This is a genomic window from Thalassobacterium maritimum, assembly GCF_031127805.1.
Lineage (GTDB): Bacteria > Verrucomicrobiota > Verrucomicrobiia > Opitutales > Coraliomargaritaceae > Thalassobacterium > Thalassobacterium maritimum.
In genome coordinates this window covers 1-21487 of sequence record NZ_JARXHW010000060.1, presented here as the reverse complement: position 1 = coordinate 21487, position 21487 = coordinate 1, and the positions used below count along the sequence as shown (strand labels likewise).

Genomic DNA, 21487 nt, shown 5'->3' with positions numbered 1-21487 from the left:
CCTTCCTTCAGACCCAACCTCACGGTTACGCCCTTGGCCTCTGGTAATAGTTCTTTTCATTATTCATATATTAGTTCTTACTATAGTGGACTTTAGCCACATTTACACCGTGCCCATGCTGGGCACACTCCAGACGCACCTATCAACTCCTTTCGCGCTCCAGGCTTCGCTCTTCGAGCTACGCCCGGCAAGCCGCGCTACATTCACGATAGTGCTCCACTCAGCACTGCCGCTGGGCATCACACGCGCACGCTCACCGGAAATGCTCAACAATCACCCCACTTTTTACTTGCACCCCGGCCTCGAACGCGCATCTTCCTGCCCTTCAGCGTTAGAGCGCGCTCTGCGAAGAGCCCGCTCCTCGACTGCTCTTTCCTCCAGATGGATGGGGAGAGTTCAACGGTTCAGACGGCTCAGTGGCGGTTTGGACGGTTTCGACAACTCGAAGCCCTCAGTCGTGATACACAAAATCAAATACAATGGCAAAATCAGCACCCGTAGGGGACACAACAATCGATAAAGCAGCGATCATCAAAGAGTTCGGTCTTAAAGAAGGCGACACCGGTTCATCCGAGGTCCAAATCGCGCTGCTCACAGCACGCGTCAAGCACCTCACCGAGCACCTTCGCTCAAACCGCAAAGACTACCACTCTCGCCGTGGTCTGATCGCGATGACAGCACGTCGCCGTAAGCTTCTCGACTACCTCAAGCGCACCGAGTTCAATCGCTACACTGCGATTCTCGAAAAGCTAGGTCTTCGCCGATAGCAAATTACTTTTCAAATGCCGGACCTCATCTATGGAGGTCCGGCATTTTACTTTAACAACCCCACCACCCCACCCCAGAACTTTCGTTCTTAATCATAATCTTAATCGTAATCCTCTGAATCTAGGGGCGCGACTTGTGTTTTATGCCCCTTGGGTAAACGCCCGCCGAGCACTCGTCTCACCATTGCGGTCTTCACAAGTAAAGTCCCGACTGAAAGAAAGAGGATTACGATTAGGAGTCAGATTAAGAGCTGAAGGTCACATACCTCACCACAATCATAATTCAATATTGGACGTTGAACGTTCGATGTTCGAAGTGCCTCCCCCATTTTTCATCCGAGCGACTCGACCGATTCGAGCCGCGAGCGACAAAGTAAGGTCCGACCCCAGAACTGTCGTTTTGAATGCATAAAGCAAAAACAAGACAAAGATATGAAACAAAAACATAACGTAAAAGTTGAAGGGCTCGATATCGAGTTCGCAACAGGTACCCTCGCAGGCCTCGCAAGTGGCGCTGTGACCATCCGCTCCGGCGAAACTGAACTCTTCGTTTCAGCCACCGCAGCTTCCGCACTCCGCCCCGGACAAGACTTTTTCCCCCTGACTGTGGACTACCGCGAGAAATTCTCCGCAGGTGGTAAATTCCCAGGTGGCTACTTCAAACGTGAAGGCAAGCCTTCTGAGAAGGAAATCCTGACATCTCGCCTCTGCGACCGTCCCCTTCGCCCGCTTTTCCCGAAGGGCTTCATGAACGAAGTTCAAGTCATCGGCCTGCTGCTCTCCACTGACCAACTCAACGAGCCGGATGTGCTCATGGTCAACGCCGCATCTGCTGCCACTCTAATCTCCGACATCCCTTGGAATGGCCCTGTTGGCTGTGTGCGCGTCGGTCAAATTGATGGCGAATTCGTCACCAACCCGAACCACGATGAGATGCTCGATTCCGACCTCGACCTCATCTACGTCGGCTCCGAAACCGAAATGTTGATGATCGAAGGTTCTGCTGAGTTCATCTCCGACGAGCGTTTCTACGAAGCTCTTGAATACGGCCAAAAGGCCATCCAGCCCATCATCGCCGCTCAACGTGAGCTCGCGAAGCTAGCCGGCAAGGAAAAGAAGGAATTCCCACTCGTGCTGACTCCTAAGGAAGTCACTGACTTCTGCGAAGAACACGCCGCTGACAAGGTGAAGGAAGCCCTCGGCCACGATAGCTACACCGAGCGCAAGCTTGCGATCGAAGCGATCGCCAAGGAAACCACTGCAGCTCTTGAAGCCAAGCTTGGCGCTGAAAACGTAAAGGGCGACGACGTCGCTCGCGCTTTCGACGAAATCCAAGAAAAGCTCTACCGTCAAAACATCCTGGACACAGGCAAGCGTGTCGATGGTCGCGGTGCAAAGGACCTTCGCACCATTTCTTGCGAGTCAGGCGTGCTACCACGCGTGCACGGTTCCGCAATCTTCAACCGCGGTGAAACACAAGCCCTCGTCATCTCGACACTCGGCACCAGCCGTGACACACAAGACATCGACGGTCTTACTGGCGGCGCCACTAGCAAGTCTTTCATCCTGCACTACAACTTCCCTCCGTTCTCCACGGGTGAAGCGGGTCGTTTCGGATTCACCGGTCGCCGCGAAATCGGTCACGGTGCCCTTGCAGAGCGTTCACTCCTGCCGATCCTTCCTCCAGAAGACGAGTTCCCATACGCCATCCGCGTAGTGTCTGAAGTGATGAGCTCGAACGGCTCCACTTCGATGGCTTCCATCTGTGGTGGTTGCTTGTCTCTCATGGATGCTGGTGTGCCGATCACCGCACCTTGTGCGGGTATCTCCACTGGTCTCGTGACTGAAAAGGACGAAAACGGCAAGATCACTAAGAGCGTCATCCTGACCGACATCCTCGGTGCAGAAGACCACTTCGGTGACATGGACTTCAAGATTGCTGGTACTCCAGACGGTATCACAGGCTTCCAACTCGACCTCAAGATCAGCGGCCTGCCCTTCGACATCACACTCGAAGCGATCAAGCAAAACCGCGACGCTCGTATGAAGATCCTCGCGATCATGTCCGAGCACATGCCTGAGTCCCGCAAGGATCTGCGTGAGCACGCACCACGCATCCACACCATCAAGATCTCTCCCGAGAAGATCGGTGCTCTCATCGGCCCCGGTGGTAAAAACATCCGCCGCATCACTGAAGTTTCCGGCGCCCAAGTCGACATCAACGACGAAGGCCAAGTGCTCATCTTCGCAACCGACAAAGAATCCATGGACCGCGCGATCATGGAAGTCGATGCCTGCACCGCTGAAATCGAAGTCGGCAAGACCTACCGTGGCATCGTTCGCGGCGTAAAGGACTTCGGCGCATTCGTCGAATGCCTACCTGGTAAAGAAGGTTTGGTGCACATCTCCGAGCTGGCTGACTTCCGCGTCAAAAAGACCGAAGACATCTGCAAGCTGGGCGACGAAATGGTCGTCAAATGCATCGGCGTTGAAAAGGGCAAGGTTCGCCTCTCCCGCAAGGCTGCACTCGAAGAAGCTAAGGAAGCTGCCGAAGAGGAAGCCCCCGAAGCAGCTGAAGAATCCAGCGAAGAAAAAGCTGCAGAATAATCATGTGAGCGGCCCGAGCCGCACGCATGACATTGCAAAATTCTCCAAAGCGGTCGCCGATAGGCGGCCGCTTTTTTTGTGCATTAAAAGGACCACGCGAAGCTTGTAATTACATCCCGCTCACAATCATTCTTGTGCGAAATGACTTTCCACTCGACTCCCCTCTTTGAACGTCGCGGGCTGATGCTCGACATCAGTCGCAACCGTGTGCCCACGATGTCTACTCTCTATCACTTAGTCGACGCGCTGGCGACTCTGCAGTATAACGAACTGCAACTCTACACAGAGCACACTTTTGCCTACACCGAGCACGAAACAGTATGGCGAAACGCCTCTCCCATGACTGGCGCAGAAATTCGTGCGCTGGACATCTACTGTTCTGAGCGAGGCATCGAGCTGGTACCCAATCAAAACTCTTTCGGTCACATGGAGCGCTGGCTGCGCCATGAAGCCTACAAGCCACTGGCAGAATGCCCTGATGGTTTCGAACACCCATGGTCGGGCTGGCGAGAGTTTGGTAGTACCCTCTACCCCGACTCAAACAGTGCCAAATTTATGGATACGCTCTACCAAGAGCTTTTACCTCATTTCACATCACAACAATTACACATCGGCGGCGACGAGCCATGGGAACTCGGCAAAGGCCGCAGCGCCCCTCGCGTTCAAAGCGAAGGAAAGCACCGAGTCTATCTCGAGTTCATGAACCAACTCTTCGCCTTGACAAACAAACATGGAAAGACCCCACAATTTTGGGCCGACATCATTATGGAACGCCCCGACTTGGTTCCAGAACTCCCTAAAAATGTAATTCCAGTCATTTGGGGCTACGAGGCCGACTCTCCTTTTGAAAAGCAATGCCAGACCGTCCTCGAAGCTGGCTTTCGTGATCAATTCTACGTAGCGCCTGGCGCGGGCAATTGGAACTCGTTCTCCGGCCGTCTCGATGTGGCGGAAGCCAATATTCAACTCGCAGCCGAACAGGGCCGCGCCCATGGTGCCCGCGGTCTACTACTGACCGCGTGGGGCGACAATGGGCACCATCAACCATGGGTCACGCTCTACCCGTCTCTCGTTGTCGCTGCAGCTGCCTGTCATGGCCAAGCACTCAGCGAGGCCGAACTTGCTGCTACCATCGACCGTGTATTCTTCGCTAAACAAACTTCCGGTAACGGCGCAGCACTCTGTGCACTCGGCCGCATTGACGGAATGCTGCCACAACCCGCCCCACCCAACAGTATGCTCCACAGTGCTTTCTTTGCCAGCCACAACGAGTTAGCCAATGCCATATTGCCCCTAACCAACGAAGAAGAGCTACAAATTTGCAGCCATGCCATGAATGCAATTTCGAGCAACGGCCTAGCCCCCGAGATCGAGCTCGCGCTACGCCTCAACCGTACAAGCCTCGAGCGTTGCCTCAGATCCGCTCTTAGCGAAGATCAAGCCACATTGATGGAAGACTTCGCCAGCGAATGGCGACGCCACAGTCGCGAAGGAGGGCTGGCCGAAAGCTTGGCGCAAATGAAGCACGCACTGGCAGGCCACTAAAGTGGCATCCATGCCTTACACATAGGATCAACACGATCGTATGTCTGCTTGAACAAAACCAATTGCCAACTGTCTACATACATTCCTACTCTGCTTAACTTATGCTGCAACGACTCTCCATTTTAGCCCTAGCCTTATGGGGCACCGCTCTCTCGGCGCAAAACCGCGAACTCTTGGGCGAATATAAAATTGGTATAATCGGGCGTGACCAGGAAGATGCCATTTACCAAGCCGCACACGAAGGAGCTCAAGCAGCCACCTTAGAACTGAGTCGTAAATATTCCATCGATGTAGAACTGGTGATTTTAACACCCAACCAAGCGCAAGGAGGCAGCCAAGTGACCTCATTGGCCGAACTTTTCATTGAGGACGCTGACGGACTCATCATCAGCCCCCAAGACAGCGAAACCGTGCGCGCATCGATCGAGTTTGCCCTAGAGCAAGGAGAAGAGCTGGTGTATTTTGAAACTCAACTGCCAGAAATTCCCGTACTTGCATCGGTGCTAGCGGATGAAGTAGAAGCTGGGCGCATGGCGGGGCGCGAGATCTTAAAAAAACTACCCACTAAAGGGCGCGTAGCCATACTGACCAGCGATGATCCTAGCCCAGAACTGCAGCAGCGAATGCAAGGCCTACGTGAAGTGCTCAGCTACCGTCGTATTGAAAGCACCATCACGACAGCACCCGATTACCAATCCGCCATAGCCGCGATCGTTGCCGCAGAAGAGGCTGATCGCAACGATTTGATCAAGGGATGGGTCTTTTTAGAGGATTGGCCGCTACTGGGCATGCCTGCCCTACCTTGGAAGCCTCATGAGCTCCCCGTGGTCGCGATCCAATCTTCACCCTCGGCTTTTATGTATGTGGACCAAGGCTACCTCGATGCACTGGTAGTGCACCCCTATTACCAATGGGGAGTACAGAGTGTCACAACTATGATAGAAAAGCTGCACAATGGCCAATCACCTGAAAAGCCCATTATGCGCACCACTCCCCGAATCGTCGATTGGCGTAATGTCGAAGCCTATCGTAACAACTGGAAACAGTGGCTAAAATAGCAGCCACCCATCTTTAAGATCCAAAGCGCTCTAAAGCAGCCACTAAGCCTCGCTACGAAACTGAGTCGGCGACATGCCGGCAATACGCTTAAAGGAACGATTGAACTGCGAAATGGAGTCGAAACCTGTCTCAAAGGCAATCTCGCTCACGCGGAGATGCGGATTTTGCAATAGGTGCTTGGCCTTCTCCACGCGGGTGCGCGCCAAATAATCGGTAAAAGTAATGCCTGTGGCTTGCTTGAACACCTTGCAAAAATGACGCGTGCTGGCATTCACGGCCTGCGCGGCTTCGTCCAAGCTGATCCGCTCATTGAAGCGCTCGCTGATATATTTCTTGGCGCGGCTCACCACTTGATCTTCTGGATCGGCCGCGGCGAGCGACTGCTCGGGCTCGATACTATTACTGATAGTCGCGAGGTGCTCAGCAAAGGTCGACAACAGCCGCAACATGGCATCGTACTGCTCTGGATTGAAGACCTTGGTCTGAAAATAAGCTTCTTCCAAGGCCTTTAAATTCACCTCACTCCCCCAAGCGAGCAACTGCTTGGTGGTGCGAGAAAACTCCTGCTGATTCGGTTGGTGTAAGAGAATTTGCCCGGTCTGCAGGAATGCAATCAACTCACCGCCGACCCGAATTGGCACGGCACTATCGCATAGCCCGGCAAAACAATGCAGCGATTTAGGCTCCATGCCGGCCTTCTGCTCCAAGTCGGCCTGCATCTTAATGCAATTCGCACAACCGGCATTGGTCTGCGCCAGCAACATGCAAAATGGGTTCCCGCCCTCGCGACTCTTCAATGCATTCTCATAGGCCTTTACCGGACGAATCGCCAAGGGCAGCCCGGTGGCCGCTCGAAAGGCCTGCTCGTAGTCTCGATAGAGTTGCGATTCACTCAACCGGTCGACCACAGAACGACCTGCACCACTGGGCGCGCAGGTTGAATCAGAATCGGAATGACAGGTTTCGGTGAGCATATCAGGAGAAAAAAGTGTTTTTTGCAGAATATGCGCAGTCTTATGCGCAATATGCTGAGACAGCCTAGCCCCTGATCTGTAATAATCAAGCCATGCATGCACGCTTGGTCAGCTACCTTCGTGATAACCGTGATCAAATCATTGAGAACTGGTTAACTGAAGTGGAAATACCTGCCCCCATCGAATCGAAGGGGCAGGAAAGCGGCGTTGTGCCCTATGAGTTCTTTACCAAGGCGCTGGATGCAGTTCTCGATTTGATAGAAAACGGGCCTGCTGCAGGCAAAAACCCTCGAGTGCTCCATCTAAATAAGTTTCTCGGCATCACATGCGACTGCCGCGAGCGCTGCTTCGGCGGACGGGTCTGTCTGGAACTACACGACTCTGGCTTGCACGCCTTTATGTCTGTCTTCGACGATGAGTGGGATGCGGAACACGAGTTCAGCCTGCTCGATCGCGAATGCTCACAAGATTTAATCAACCACGCGCTCTCCATTTTCTTCAATCAAGAAATCAAACTCTGCCTACACAAAACCTTCCGCAACGACTGCCCATTTGTCGCACACAATTAATACTTCCATGAACGTCCTCATACTCACCGTCTTCCTGAGCCTACTACTCGCTTCGCTCTTTCTACTCTTCTTCGTTCGCGAACGACGCACACAGGGCCTCGGCTCTCCGGAGCAGGATGCCCTGCGCCCATTCGACTCTGAAATCCCTAAAAATGCCCTCCACCGCTAAACTCACAGCGACGACTTACATTTAACGCAGATGAATACAAACAACACAAAAAACACGACTATCGTCTACGATGACGACTCCGTAAGGAAGTTCATGATCGCCTCCATTTTCTGGGGCCTGGTCGGCATGGGCGCAGGCGTCTTGATCGCCACCCAATTGAACTACTGGCAAATGAACGGAAAGTTCCTCGAATGGATCACATTCGGGTGGCTCAAAAGTGAGGGCGTGGAGTTCCTGACTTTCGGACGCCTACGTCCACTGCATACCAATGCTGCGATTTTCGCCTTCGTGGGTAATATGATGTTTGCCGGCATCTACTACTCGACTCAGCGACTCTGCCGTGTGCGCATGGCATCCGACCTGCTCACCAAGATTAACCTCTGGGGCTGGCAATTTATCATTGTCTGCGCCGCCATCACCCTGCCCGCGGGCTACACTCGGGGTAAAGAATACGCGGAACTGATCTGGCCAATCAACATTTTGGTCGCTGTCATCTGGCTGGTCTTCGCCGCCAATTTCTTTTGGACGCTGGCAAAGCGCAATGAGAAGTCGCTCTACGTGGGGCTCTGGTTCTACATCGCGACCATCGTAACGATCACCATGCTTTATGTGGTCAATCACCTCTCGATCCCAACCAGCTTCACTCACAGCTACCCGATCTTTGGAGGCGTGCAAGACGCGCTGGTCCAGTGGTGGTATGGGCACAACGCGGTGGCGTTCTTCCTCACCACACCGATGCTGGGCATCATGTATTACTTCGTGCCCAAGGCAGCGAATCGTCCGGTCTACTCCTATCGTCTGTCGATCATCCACTTCTGGTCACTGGTATTCATCTACATCTGGGCGGGTCCGCACCACTTGCTCAACACTGCCCTGCCCGAGTGGCTACAATCACTGGGCATGATTTTCTCACTCATGCTATGGGCGCCCTCTTGGGCCGGCATGCTCAATGGTCTGCTCACCCTGCGGGGCGCATGGGACAAGCTACTGACCGACCCGATCATTAAATTCTTTGCCGCAGCCGTCACCTTCTACGGCATGGCCACCTTCGAAGGGCCCCTGCTTTCGATCAAAGCTGTCAATGCCCTATCGCACTATACCGACTGGACCGTCGGACACGTGCACGCCGGCACCCTCGGTTGGAACGGATTCCTCGCTGCGGGTATGTTCTACTGGCTGGCACCACGCCTGTGGAATACCAAACTCTATTCCACGACATTGGCCAACGCTCACTTCTGGCTCGGCATGGTGGGCATCCTACTCTACGTGGCTTCGATGTGGGTCTCTGGTATCACACAGGGCCTCATGCTCAACGCCACCACAGAGGGCGGCACCGTCCTGCAGTATCCTAATTTCCTGGACACCTTACAAGCGATCCGCCCGGTCATGCTCTTCCGCGCCATCGGTGGCGGCCTCTACTTGATCGGCTTCTTTATGCTGGCCTACAACATCTGGAAAACCGCCCGCAGTGGTCAAGCTGTCAACGGCACCGTGGAAGTCGCCACTCAAACTGAGTCCGACACCGACAAACGTTTCTCGACCTTCCTCTCGGCTCCTGTCATTTACTCTGGCCTGATCATCTTCTCGGTCTGCCTATCCATCTTCAGCAATGGAGCGCTCTTCATCTTTGGCATGTTCTTGACCATCGTCTTTATCATTGTGGCCATCGCCCACTTTGAAGTGTCCAAGGCTAGCTGGAACGACTGGTTCGAAGAGCTCCTCAGCCATAGCTTTGGCTTTAGTGTCTTGACGATCATTGCGGCAGCCATCGGTGGGGCGATCCAAATCATCCCGACTGTTACTGTGCAACGCGCGGACAACATCGAAGGCCGTATTCAAGTGCCCTATACACCACTCGAACTCGCCGGTCGTGATATCTACGTCAGCGAAGGCTGCTATAACTGCCACTCACAAATGATCCGCACCCTGGTGCCCGATGTCATGCGCTATGGCAACAGTGGCCAAGGGGGCGGCTACTCCCACCTGGGCGAGTCGATCTACGACTTCCCTTATCAATGGGGCTCCAAACGCACGGGTCCTGACCTCGCCCGTGAAGGCAGCCACCGCTCTGACGACTGGCACTACTGGCACATGCTAAATCCGCGTGACATCTCACCGGGCTCCAACATGCCCAACTACCCATGGCTCTTCGAAAAGCCGATCAAGGTCAGCCAATTGCCCAATAAAATCCATGCCATGCGCATGCTAGGGGTGCCTTACCCGATCGATCTCTCCGAAGAGGAAATCCAAGCCCAGGTCGATGAACAAGCCGCTGGCATCGTCGAACGCCTGGCCGAAAAGGGCGCCTTCACCGAACCTGACCGCGAAATCGTCGCCCTCATCGCCTACCTACAAAAACTGGGCACCTACACAGAAACGGGCGATTCCGCAGAATAGTCCGCCCATTCACTCATTCGTAAGTATTAGTTACTAATTCCAAATTCTAAAAGTCATGTTTAAACGAATCATCTACGACGATTGGACCAGCATCGTGCCACTCATCTCCTTCTGGCTCACCTTTGGCGTCTTCCTCGCCATCGTTGTGCGAGCCTTGCTCCTTAAAAAGACCACCGTTCACCACATGGAGAACCTCCCGCTCGAAGACGGAGACAACGCGAACACTCAAGTAGCTAGCAAATGAGCACAGACGACCATAAAGACTCTCACCTCGTCAAACAAGAGGACCTGCCCGAAGGGGTCATTCTGCGCGACCACGTAGTCGACGGCATCCAGGAGTATGATCAACGCCTCCCCTTCTGGTGGCTGTGCATCCTCTTCAGTGTGATCGCCTTCTCCATTGTTTATTGGCTGGTGCTGGATGATCGCAGTTTTAACGGCAGCGCGCACCAAGAGCTCGAAGCGCAACTACAAGCGGTCGCGGCCAAGCGCCTGGCGAATTCGATCGACGTCACCAACGACGATCTCTTCTTCGAGATGGCGGGTACCGCACAATTCGTCAGCGCGGGTGAAAACACCTTCATGACCAACTGCGTGGCCTGTCATGGCAAGGAGCTACAAGGCGGCATCGGCTTCAACCTAGTCGACGAGGAGTGGGTGCACGGCTCCAACCCCTCCGAAATCTATAATACGATTGCTCATGGCGTGCCTGAAAAAGGCATGCAAGCCTGGGAGAGCCAACTGGGCCAAAAGCGTATCGCCGAAGTGGTCGCTTTTGTCTTGAGCAAAAACCCAGGGCTGAAGCCATAAAAAAAAATCGAACACTCAACACCGAACATTGAACATCGAATAAGTCCTCTCAAACAAGCTCTGCATTCAGAATTGGATATTGGACCTTCGGTGTTCGATGTTCACCCCATATCATGAAGCCCAATCAGCCATCACGTGCCACGCCAACGACCATCAACCAGGATGGTTCGCGTAAGTTTCTGCATCCAGCCGACGTTAAGGGTTTCTTCACCACCTACCGTCGCATCTTCGCGCTGCTACTGATCGGCATCTACGTATCCCTGCCATGGATACCGATCAATGGTCACCCGGCCGTGTTCCTGGATGTGCTCAATCGCCGCTTCCACCTATTCGGCCTTAGCTTCGCAGCTCAAGACCTGTGGATGGCGTTTTTCTTCATCACGGGCCTGGGCTTCACACTCTTCTTCATCACAGCACTGCTCGGTCGCGTATGGTGTGGTTGGGCCTGCCCGCAAACGGTCTTCTTGGAACATGTCTATCGCCGTATCGAACGCTGGATTGAGGGCGACGCAGCTGCTCGCAAGAAATTGGACAAGCAAGCATGGGATAACGAAAAGATCATCAAACGTGTCGTAAAGAATGGCATCTTTTTCGCCTTCTCGGCGCTGATCGCGCACCTCTTCCTCGCCTACTTCATTTCGATTCCCGAGCTCTATCACTGGATGACGAGCAGCCCGAAAGAGCACTGGGGCGCCTTCTTATTTGTCTTCATCGCTAGCAGCATAATCTTCGTCAATTTCGCCTGGTTCCGCGAGCAGCTATGCCTGGTCATCTGCCCTTACGGTCGCCTGCAATCCGCCTTGATCGACGATGACACACTCATTATCGGCTACGATGAAAAGCGCGGCGAACCCCGCGGTTCAGCGAAAAAGAAAGACATCGGCGACTGCGTGGATTGCACCCGCTGTGTGCAGGTCTGCCCCACGGGCATCGACATCCGCCAGGGCCTGCAAATGGAATGCATCGGCTGCGCCAACTGTATCGACGCTTGTGATACAATCATGGCCAAGCTGAACCGTCCCAAAGGTCTAATCCGCTACGACTCACAAAATGGCCTCGCAGGCCAAAAGCGGCGCTACTTACGCCCACGCACTTTTATCTACGCCGCACTGATGCTCATCGGGGCAGCAGCCTTTACACTCTCCGCCATGCAACTGCGCAGCGCTAATATGAATGTCGTGCGCATGTCCGGCGCCCCCTACTTCCTAAGCGATGCGGGCGTGCGCAATCAATACATGGTGCGGGTGATCAATAAGACCAACGAAACCAAGACCTATCGCATAATCAGCGCCGCTGAAGGCCAGACCTATACAATGGAAGGCAACGAAGACGGCATCACTGTGCCGCCCATGGGCGAAGAAGTGCGCCCGGTCATCATATCTGTCCCACGCGCGCACTACAGCGGACAGTTCCCCTTAACGCTCTCTCTACTCGCGCCTGATGGGGAGACAGTCATCATGACTCGCGAAGCGGAATTCCTAGGTCCCAACGCACGACTTTGGAAAGAACACTCAGCAGCAAAATGAGCACGCCCAAGAAAAAGAAATTTGCCTGGTCCCTGTGGATTCCTGTGACCCTCGCCTTCATTCTGGTCATCATCGCATGGACGATCCTGATCAAAATAGCTAAAGAAAATCCCGTTGAAACGATTGAAATCGAAAGCGAGAGATGATCGGCCGGATCAGACCGATCCGTCTGATCTCAACGAGAAAATGTCCACCGCCACCAAAGCTATTTGTGCCCACTGCGGCACGCCCTTCACTCCTCGGGCGAAGGAAAGCTACTGCTGCCATGGCTGCGAATATGTCGCGCAAGTGCTGAGCGAAAACGACCTGACTCGTTTCTATGAACTCAAGGGAAACACCGCGGTGCCGCCCGTCGGCTCCAAGGCATTCACCGAAGCTGAGGTCGCGCCCTTGATCGCTGAGCTCAAACGCGTCGAAGCCAACTGCGAAAAGCCTGTCGCGCACACTCGCTTCAGTCTGGAAGGCATTAGCTGTATCGGTTGCGTGTGGTTAATTGAAGCCATCTTCCAACGTCAACCAGGCAGTGCCCGTGTTCGAATCGACCCACGTGCCAGCGCCATCGAGATGTATTGGCAACGCGGGCATTTCAATGTGGCGGACTTTGCACAGGAAATCCAAAAAATCGGTTATCGGCTCACCCTCTACACTGAAGATCCTCAGGCGAATACGGGCAGTCGTCAAATCATCCACCGTCTCGGGCTCTGCGGCTTCTTTCTCCTCAACACCATGCTGTTTACCCTGCCGGCCTATCTCGGCATGGGCGGTGACTTTTTTCTAGCCCCACTCTTTCAACTCCTGGGGGCGACCTTTGCCACCCTCAGCCTCATCACCGGCGGCGGCTACTTCATCCAACGCGCATGGCAGGCCGCACGTAACCGGGTGCTGCACATCGATCTGCCCATCGCTGCGGGTTTACTGGCGGGCTACATCGGCTCCCTGCTGGGCTGGGCAACCGGCTATGTAAGCCTAATCTATTTTGATTTCGTCGCCACCTTCGTCTTCCTCATGCTACTGGGACGTTGGCTACAGGAATACGCGCTGGAAAAAAACCGCTCGCACCTGCAACGCCAAAAAGCAGGCCCGCGCAATGTGACTCTCATCGGTGGCGCCCAAGACGGGCAAAGTATTCCAGCCAGTCAAATCACCGCACAACTGCAATACAGCGTCGCGCCCGGCGAAATCAATCCTGTCGCAGCCGATCCCTTGGATGCGCAAGGCAGCCTCAGCTTAGAATGGATCAATGGCGAAGCCGACCCTGTCACGTGGCCACAGAATCGCACCGCCCCGGCAGGCGCGATCAACGTCGGCTTACACAGCCTACGCTTCCGCGCTCGCGAGGCTTGGGACGACAGCCTCCTGGCTCAGCTACTGGAGCGCCCTGAAGATGGCTTTCAGGAAAGACGCTTACAGACGGTGCTAAAATATTATATCGCATCCGTCCTGGTGGTCGCGGCCATCGGCAGCTTGAGCTGGCTACTCACATCCGGCGATTGGCTCAAGTCCACCCAAGTGCTCATCTCCGTGCTCATTGTTTCCTGCCCCTGCGCGCTCGGCGTCGCCCTGCCGATGTGCGACGAATTTGCTAATGCCCGCCTCCGTCGCAGTGGGCTGTTTATCAAAAGCGCACAGATCTGGGAGCGCCTGCGTCAAGTCCGCACCGTGGTGTTTGATAAAACCGGCACACTGACGATGGATATCCCACGCCTACTCAATACAGCTGCGATCAAAGAGCTCGATCCACTGGCTGCGCAAGCACTTCAGCAGCTCGTCGAGCACAACCGACACCCCATCGCACGCTCGCTGCGCGAAGCACTACTGGCCGCATTCCCCAAGCTTCGCAGCGACAACAGCGCAGCCTTGGTCGAGGAAAGCATCGGTCAAGGTGTGGCGTGGAAAGACGCCGGCGGCAACGAATGGACCCTCGGCAAGCCTGATTGGCGGACTGCCAAGCTTCCAGCTGGTCGCAGTGAGTACCAGCAAGCTGAAAGCTCGCCACTCCGCCCACACACTTGCCTGCGCCAAAACGGTTTACTCGTGGCAGGGTTCCACTTCCAAGAAGACGTGAGGGATGATGCCCGTGAAGCCATCGACCATATACGTAGTCGGCAAATGGATACAGCCATCCTCAGCGGCGACGCGCCCGAGCGCGTGCAAACCATCGCCACCCAACTCGGCATCGAATGCAAAGCTCAGTGTAGCCCACGCGACAAAGCTAACTGGATCGAAGCCCATGCGCCCCAGCAAGCACTGATGATCGGCGATGGGGCCAACGATAGCCTCGCATTCGACGCAGCCATCTGCCGCGGCACCCCCGTAGTCGATAAAAGCATCCTCGAAGCCAGCGCCGATTTTTTCTTTTTCGGCCGCAGCTTACGCAGCCTCCCGCAGCTCTTCCAAGTCGCCACCAGCCGCCGCCTGACCATCACCACCATCTTCACAGTCGCCGTGCTCTACAATATAAGTGCAGTCGGCATCTGCCTAGCCGGACACATGCACCCACTCATGGCTGCCATCCTCATGCCACTCAGCTCGCTAGTCACACTCGGCCTAGCTTGGCTAGGGCTCGGTAGACAAACTCAAAAAACGTAGGATCGTGATTTATCACGCCCGCGTTGGTTCGGCGGACGTAACAAGACACGCCACTACAAAAAAAATTTATGCAAACAGAACTTCTCGCTCCCGCAGGCTGCTATGCCTCCCTTCAAGCCGCCATCGATGCCGGTGCCGACGCCGTTTACTTCGGCTTGGCTCAGCTGAATATGCGTGCCCGCTCGCGACGCTCTTTTCACGTGGACGACTTGGCCACGATCATGGAACGCTGCCACGCCGCAGGCGTGCGCGGCTACCTGACACTCAACACCCTCCTCTACGACCACGACTTAAAGCTCTGCTATAAGTTGCTCGAAACCGCCAAGCAACACGGGGTGCATGCCGTAATCGCAGCGGATATGGCCTGCATTCTAAAGGCGCGTGAATTGGGACTGGAAGTCCACCTCTCCACCCAGCTCTCGGTGTCCAACTTCGAGTCCTTTAAATTCTATGCGCAATTCTGCGACCGCATCGTGCTGGCCCGAGAACTCAACCTATCGATGATTCGCAAAATCCATCAGCAAATCATCCAGCACGACTTGCGCGGTCCGGCCGGACGATTGGTTGAAATCGAAGCCTTCGCACACGGCGCGCTCTGCATTGCTGTATCCGGACGCTGCGGCATGTCGCTCTACACCGATAACGCCTCCGCCAACCGTGGCGCCTGCGTGCAGAACTGCCGCAAGAGCTACGTCGTCAAAGACCAAGAGAGCGGCCAAGAACTCAAAATCGATAACAATTTCGTCCTTTCGCCCAACGACATCTCCACCATCGAGTTTTTGGACCAAGTCGTCGAAGCGGGCGTGCACACACTCAAGATTGAAGGCCGCGGTCGCTCGCCGGAATACGTCAAACTGGTCACCCGCGCCTACCGCCAGGCACTCACTGCAATTCAAGACGGCAGCTATAATCCAGCCTTCGTCGACCAACTCATCATCGAGCTCAAAAAGGTCTACAACCGCGGACACTCCTCCGGCTACTACCTCGGACGCGAACAAGGCTGGTCCAATGCCTATGGCTCCAAGGCCACCCATCAGAAAATTTTACGCGGCGAAGTCACACACTACTATTCAAAGATCGGCGTGGCCGAAGTTCGCGCCATCGGCGCAGTCGAAGTCGGCGACGAGTATGTCATCATCGGTGAGACATCAGGAGTGGTCGAGGGCAAGATCGAGGGCTTACGCCTCGACGACGGTGAAGTGCCCCAAGCCCAAAGCGGCGACGTCTTCGCCCTCAAAGTCAACCAACGCGTCCGCCGGAATGACAAGTTCTTCATAATACAAGAAGTCATCACAAAGTAAGACAGGCGCCCCGCCTGTCATGTCTCATAACGATATCCCGTATGACCTACATCAAAATAGCCCACAAAAAACCAGAGTGTATCGGCTGTGCCCTCTGCACCGAAGTCGCGCCCGGTTATTGGCAGATGGACGAGCACGGCGAAGCGCAGCTCACTCAAGTGACTCGCCGTGATGCACAATTTGAATACGCTCAAGGCTTCGCCGAAGACCGCGCCACTCTGGAGCAAGCTGCCACCGGCTGCCCAGTAGACATTATACGAATCGATTAAGACTCTGCATTCGACAACACGATCCGGTAGCGGGCATCCCCGGACTTCAAGCGTTCAAAAGCCTCATTGATCTCACTCATTGGATACGATTCCACCTTGGGTTGAATCTCATGCAGACGCGCAAAATCCAACATCTGCTCAATCGTCGCCGGGCTCCCCACGGGAGATCCCGAAATTGAGCGCTGGGCTGATATCAAGGAAAACACGCCCACTTCCAATGGCTCCAAAGTGGCTCCCACGAAATGCAGCCGTCCCTTGGGCTTCAATGTGCTCAGATACAAATTCCAGTCCAACTTCACATTCACCGTCGAAATGATAAAATCAAAAGATCCGGCTGCAGCTTTGATCTCCGCAGCATCACGCGAATTGAGCGTCGTATGCGCCCCCAATTCCAGCGCCTCCTGACGCTTGGATTCACTCGATGTAAACGCAGTCACCTCGCAGCCCCATGCATTGAGAAATTGCAACGCGAGATGCCCGAGCCCACCAATACCAATCACAGCGACCTTGTCAGTCGGTTGCACATCAAACTGCACGAGTGGGTTAAAGACGGTAATGCCGCCACACAGTAAAGGTCCCGCAGCGGCTAAATCAATTCCCTCGGGGATCACCACCACACTGGCCGCATCCGCCCGCACCTTATCCGCAAAGCCTCCATGCCGCGCGACGATGGTCGATTCCGCCGATTGACAGAGATTCTGATCTCCTGTCTGACAACAGGCACACTCCCCACAATAGCCCGAATGCCAGCCCAGCCCCACCGTCATCCCAGGCTGCAGTCGGCTGACCTGTGGCCCCACCGCCGCGACACGTCCGATCACTTCATGCCCCGCAACTAAGGGATACTTCGACATACCCCACTCATTATCGATCATACTCAGATCGCTATGACAGATGCCACAGTGCAAGACATCAATTTCCACCTCATCCGGCTTCAAATCCCCCACTTCATAGCTAAATTTTTCTAAAGGTCCGCCCGCCTGCTGCGCGGCATAAGCATGGATCGTCTGTGTCTGTGTCGCATTGTCATTCATAGCCATAAGCTAGCAAAAATCTGATAGAGTGCAAATTCCCCAAGCAGTTGAAACTTTCGCCTAGAGCTTGCGATTCATTTATGATGGCGATTCTAATCTGAAGCTCCCCTCGAATAATTATGAAAAAATCTACCGTTCTACTTGGTGTCACAGTCTGGTCAGTTAGCCTACTGACTGCATATTATGTCGGATCACGCGCCAACGAGGCCTCCAATCCCTCCACCACAACGCCGATCGCTCAGGCTAATCGCGAAAACACCCAGCAACAGAGCTTTCAAACTGTAGCACTCACCGAGCCCGAAGAAGCCAATAAACTGGAAGCCTTTTTCGACGGCGAAGCACTCTCTTTAGAAGAAATGCTGCGAGAGATTCCCACACTCAGCGCCGAGGAAAGCCGTCAACTACTCACTCAGGCCCTGGCCATGCCTAAGTCGGACCCCAAACGCGCCCGACTAATCAACGAATTACTCAGCCAGATCGCCGAAACCGAACCCATGGCTGCGCTGGAACTGGCCACTCAAATCGACTCCTTGCGCGATTACGAAAGCGCACGCGTTTCCATCCTCGAGGTATGGGGCCGCAATGATCCCGCCGCTGCCATTGCCTGGGCCGCCACTGCACTAGAAAACGAGCCCTCACGCTCACGCGCCTCTCAACTGACCGCGATCTACCGTGGCTACGCATTGACGAATCCGGAAGCCGCCTTTCAACAAGCACTCACAATGGATGAAAATGCGCGCCTAAAAAATCGCCTACTCGGTGAAGTGCTCGAAGCCCAAATTGAAAACGGAGGCCTGGAAGCCGCCAAACTCGCGGTCGACTTGGTCAGTGATCCCGACATGAAAGACCGCCTCCGCCGCGACCTCGTCAGCGAATGGGCCGAATTCGACCCCAGTGCCGCAGCGGAATATGTCGTCTCACTCGGCGACGAAGCTTCAGCTGATTTAAAAAATGCCCTCATCCGCGAGTGGGCCGAGAGCAGCCCTGCCGAAGCCGCAGCCTGGTTGGACAGCTTGGATGCCGACGACCCCGCCATCGCGCGCGCCAGCGCATCCATCATCGAAGAATGGACTCGTTACGATTTAGCCGCTTCCGCAGAATGGCTCAATAGCCTCGAAGCCAGCCCTGAGCTCGATCGCGCTGTCATCACCTACACCTTTAGTGCCGCCGCGGAAGACCCCGCAAGCGCCATGACCTGGGCGGAGTCCATAGACGACGATCGCCGACGCACCTGGATGATGGAGCGCGTCGCCGCCACTTGGAAGGAGCAAGACACCGAAAGCTTCAGTGAATATCTCGACAGCTCCGAACTAACTGAAGAGCAGCGCACCACCCTCGAAAACGCCGAAAACCGCGGCGGCCCAGGTGGCGGCGGTGGTCGGGGTCCTGGCGGTGGTGGCCGCGGCCGATAATGGGATGCCCCACAGGCATGCGACTCTCGATAGAACAGTGTTTGACGCTCCTGCTACATCGAGCGCAGACAAGCCATTAATACTTGCAAACGATCTGCCTAGCCACCGAACTAGGGTAATACACATACCTGCGAGCCATATCCGCCCGCCCACGGTATACGCATTCCTGAAATCAAGCGAAGCAATTACAATGCAAGCCATCCAAACTATCACCTTCGCGGTCAATACGACCAAGCCCGGGGCCGAAGAAGCCGCTCGCTACCTAGCAGGCATCGCCGAATGCGAAGGAGTGCGAACCACCATTAGTAGCGAGTATCCGCTCCAGCCAGATGCCCTCAAGGGCCAAGATCTCTGCTGCGCAATCGGAGGTGACGGCACTCTGCTCGGCGTGCTCGATGCTGCCCTCGAATCAGGCTCCGCGGTGCTCGGCGTGAATATGGGCAAACTAGGCTTCCTCGCCACCTTCACAGCCGAAGAAGCTGCCAGAGATCTGCCACAACTCATCCAAGGCCATTACGAAATCGCAGAGCGCTCCGTGCTCAAATGCACCACACGTGCCGGCGAAACGATCTCAGGACTCAACGACGTCGTGCTGAAAGAAACCGACGGCAGCGGCCTCATCCGCCTACAAGTATCCTCCAACGGCAACCCCGTCTCCGAATACCATTGCGACGGCCTCATCTTTTCCACCCCCACTGGCTCGACTGCCTATAACCTCTCCGCTGGTGGACCAATTATCGGGCCCAAAGTCAGTGCCATCGCAATGACTCCGATCTGCCCCCATACCTTGGGTAATCGCTCCGTGATCTTCGATAATTCCTCGCGCATCAGCGTCACCCATCTCGAACCAGGCCCCTGTCCACGCATCACCATCGATGGCCGCGTACGCTTCGCCACCGCTGACAATTTTCCCATCGAGATCGCCGTTGCCGAACGCAGTTTCCGTCTCATGCAACATCCCGACCACTCCCACTTCGCCATCGTCCGCGACAAACTCCACTGGGGCGACCCGACAATTCGGTAAACGAATTGCCGGGAGTAGAAAGTTGGGAGCGAGAAGTGGAAAGTAACTACGATGAGTATACAAAATTACATCACGGAGCCCCAGCTCAAAGAAGCGCTAGACCTCGCCAACGAAATCAAACGCATGACCCACGCCCTAAACAACAAACTAAAATAACTCGCAACTCATCACTGGTGCCAAAGGCACCCCACTCAACTTCCCACTTTCCACTCCCTACTCTCCACTTCCCACTGGTGCTGAAGGCACCTCTCCCCACTCTCCACTTTCTACTGGCGTCAAAGACGCCCACTCCCTTTGAGCATCCTCGACAACATCCAAAACAAACAGAAAACCGCTCTACTTAAAGTCGCTGAAATCTTGCGCGATACAAAGGGCAGCGGCCGCGCACTTTTGGTCGGCGGCTGCGTGCGCGACGGGCTGCTCGGCATTCCCGCCAAGGATATCGACATCGAAGTCTATGGCCTCGATGCCGACGCAGTGGAAGCCGCACTCAAGCCGCACTTTCGCTTGGACACGGTCGGGCGTGCCTTTGGTGTCTTCATCCTCAAAGGGCTCGATATCGACATCGCCCTGCCCCGCCGCGAGTCCCGCATCGGTCCCAAGCACACAGATTTTAAAGTCGAAGGTGATCCCCACATGTCGCCTGAGGAAGCCGCCTCACGCCGCGACTTCACCATCAACGCCATCAGCTGCGATCCGCTCACTGGCGACATGCTCGACCCTTACGATGGCATTCCCGACCTTAAGGCGCGTCGCTTACGCCATGTCTCCGAGGCCTTCAGCGAAGACCCACTGCGCGTGCTGCGTGGCATGCAATTCATCGCCCGTTTCGACCTGACGGCCGCCCCCGAGACCATCGCACTCTGCCGCCAGCTCTCCCCCGAACACCTCCCAATGGAGCGCCTGTGGGAGGAATGGAAAAAGCTCATCCTCAAAGGGCAACAGATCCGCAAAGGTCTGAACTTCCTGAAAGACTGCGATTGGCTACAATATTTCCCAGAGCTAGCAGCCCTCGACGGCTGTGAACAAGAGCCACAATGGCACCCGGAAGGCGATGTCTGGACCCACACCGGCCACTGCCTCGACGCCTATGCCGCCCACCGTATCGGCGACGAATGGGAAGACCTCGTCGTCGGCTTCGCCGTGCTCTGCCACGACTTTGGCAAGCCTGACACCACCTACACCGATGACAACGGCCGCATCCGCAGCCCCCGCCACGACGTGCTCGGCGTGCCGATCGCCAAAACCTTTCTCGAGCGCCTCACCCGCCAAAAGAAAATTTTCGAAGAAGTGCTCCCACTCGTCGAGCAACACATGCGCCCGCTGGCCCTTTACCGCGACGGCGCCGGCGACTCCGCCATCCGCCGCCTGGCTGCCAGAGTCAAGCGCATCGACCGCCTGGTGCGCGTCGCCCACGCCGACAAAAACGGCCGCC

The 21487-nt window shown here is 55.2% G+C and carries 19 protein-coding genes; 17 read left to right on the top strand and 2 right to left on the bottom strand.

The annotated features are described in order from the left end of the window. Positions 1-479 precede the first annotated feature (479 nt). The 4 genes from rpsO (at position 480) to QEH52_RS17315 (ending at position 5977) form a co-directional block, all read left to right on the top strand. Positions 480-767: a 30S ribosomal protein S15 gene (rpsO, locus tag QEH52_RS17330; RefSeq protein ID WP_308952186.1), complete on the top strand. Its 288-nt coding sequence runs from the start codon at positions 480-482 to the stop codon at positions 765-767. A gap of 432 nt (positions 768-1199) precedes the next feature. Beyond that, complete coding sequence (pnp, locus tag QEH52_RS17325) at positions 1200-3374, top strand: polyribonucleotide nucleotidyltransferase (protein WP_308952185.1); 2175 nt, start codon at positions 1200-1202, stop codon at positions 3372-3374. 141 nt (positions 3375-3515) lie between these two features. After that, on the top strand, positions 3516-4919 hold the full coding sequence (locus QEH52_RS17320; protein ID WP_308952184.1) for a beta-N-acetylhexosaminidase: 1404 nt from the start codon (positions 3516-3518) through the stop codon (positions 4917-4919). 101 nt (positions 4920-5020) lie between these two features. Next, positions 5021-5977, top strand: a complete 957-nt coding sequence (locus QEH52_RS17315; protein ID WP_308952183.1) for a sugar ABC transporter substrate-binding protein — start codon at positions 5021-5023, stop codon at positions 5975-5977. Positions 5978-6019: 42 nt separating this feature from the next. Here the strand turns inward: QEH52_RS17315 and QEH52_RS17310 are convergent, their stop codons facing one another. Further along, complete coding sequence (locus QEH52_RS17310; protein WP_308952181.1) at positions 6020-6952, bottom strand: PocR ligand-binding domain-containing protein; 933 nt, start codon at positions 6950-6952, stop codon at positions 6020-6022. Positions 6953-7044: 92 nt separating this feature from the next. Here QEH52_RS17310 and QEH52_RS17305 point away from each other — a divergent pair, with 92 nt between their 5' ends. The 10 genes from QEH52_RS17305 to QEH52_RS17260 all read left to right on the top strand — a co-directional run bounded on the left by QEH52_RS17305 (position 7045) and on the right by QEH52_RS17260 (position 16582). After that, positions 7045-7521 (top strand): hypothetical protein, encoded by a 477-nt coding sequence (locus QEH52_RS17305; protein ID WP_308952180.1) that lies wholly within the window; start codon positions 7045-7047, stop codon positions 7519-7521. Between the two features lie 7 nt (positions 7522-7528). Then, positions 7529-7690: a hypothetical protein gene (locus tag QEH52_RS17300; protein ID WP_308952178.1), complete on the top strand. Its 162-nt coding sequence runs from the start codon at positions 7529-7531 to the stop codon at positions 7688-7690. Positions 7691-7720: 30 nt separating this feature from the next. Next, positions 7721-10087, top strand: a complete 2367-nt coding sequence (ccoN, locus tag QEH52_RS17295; protein ID WP_308952177.1) for a cytochrome-c oxidase, cbb3-type subunit I — start codon at positions 7721-7723, stop codon at positions 10085-10087. Positions 10088-10142: 55 nt separating this feature from the next. After that, complete coding sequence (locus tag QEH52_RS17290) at positions 10143-10331, top strand: hypothetical protein (RefSeq protein WP_308952176.1); 189 nt, start codon at positions 10143-10145, stop codon at positions 10329-10331. Next, a complete protein-coding gene (locus QEH52_RS17285; protein WP_308952174.1) occupies positions 10328-10897 on the top strand; it encodes a c-type cytochrome in 570 nt (189 codons plus the stop codon). The genes QEH52_RS17290 and QEH52_RS17285 overlap by 4 nt, the downstream gene beginning before the upstream one ends. 113 nt (positions 10898-11010) lie before the next feature. Beyond that, positions 11011-12423: a cytochrome c oxidase accessory protein CcoG gene (gene ccoG / locus QEH52_RS17280; RefSeq protein WP_308952173.1), complete on the top strand. Its 1413-nt coding sequence runs from the start codon at positions 11011-11013 to the stop codon at positions 12421-12423. After that, on the top strand, positions 12420-12569 hold the full coding sequence (locus QEH52_RS17275) for a hypothetical protein (RefSeq protein ID WP_308952172.1): 150 nt from the start codon (positions 12420-12422) through the stop codon (positions 12567-12569). Before ccoG ends, QEH52_RS17275 begins: the two co-directional genes overlap by 4 nt. 40 nt (positions 12570-12609) lie before the next feature. Next, positions 12610-15012, top strand: a complete 2403-nt coding sequence (locus QEH52_RS17270) for a heavy metal translocating P-type ATPase (protein ID WP_308952171.1) — start codon at positions 12610-12612, stop codon at positions 15010-15012. 68 nt (positions 15013-15080) lie between these two features. After that, positions 15081-16313 carry a peptidase U32 family protein gene (locus QEH52_RS17265; protein WP_308952169.1) on the top strand — a complete coding sequence of 411 codons (1233 nt, stop codon included), beginning with the start codon at positions 15081-15083 and terminating at the stop codon, positions 16311-16313. 41 nt (positions 16314-16354) lie between these two features. Then, a complete protein-coding gene (locus QEH52_RS17260; RefSeq protein ID WP_308952167.1) occupies positions 16355-16582 on the top strand; it encodes a ferredoxin in 228 nt (75 codons plus the stop codon). Here the strand turns inward: QEH52_RS17260 and ahr are convergent. Continuing rightward, entirely contained in the window at positions 16579-17622 is a 1044-nt protein-coding gene (ahr, locus tag QEH52_RS17255) for an NADPH-dependent aldehyde reductase Ahr (protein ID WP_308952166.1), read from the bottom strand. The genes QEH52_RS17260 and ahr overlap by 4 nt on opposite strands. A 113-nt stretch (positions 17623-17735) precedes the next feature. Between ahr and QEH52_RS17250 the strand changes: the two genes are divergently transcribed. The 3 genes from QEH52_RS17250 to QEH52_RS17240 form a co-directional block, all read left to right on the top strand. Beyond that, the gene (locus QEH52_RS17250; protein ID WP_308952165.1) at positions 17736-19028 is read left to right on the top strand and encodes a hypothetical protein; all 1293 of its coding nucleotides are present in this window, start codon (positions 17736-17738) and stop codon (positions 19026-19028) included. A gap of 190 nt (positions 19029-19218) precedes the next feature. Further along, positions 19219-20052, top strand: coding sequence for an NAD(+)/NADH kinase (locus tag QEH52_RS17245; protein ID WP_308952164.1), 834 nt, complete (start codon positions 19219-19221; stop codon positions 20050-20052). Positions 20053-20346: 294 nt separating this feature from the next. Beyond that, on the top strand, positions 20347-21487 hold a 1141-nt coding region (locus QEH52_RS17240; RefSeq protein ID WP_308952162.1), incomplete at its 3' end, for a CCA tRNA nucleotidyltransferase.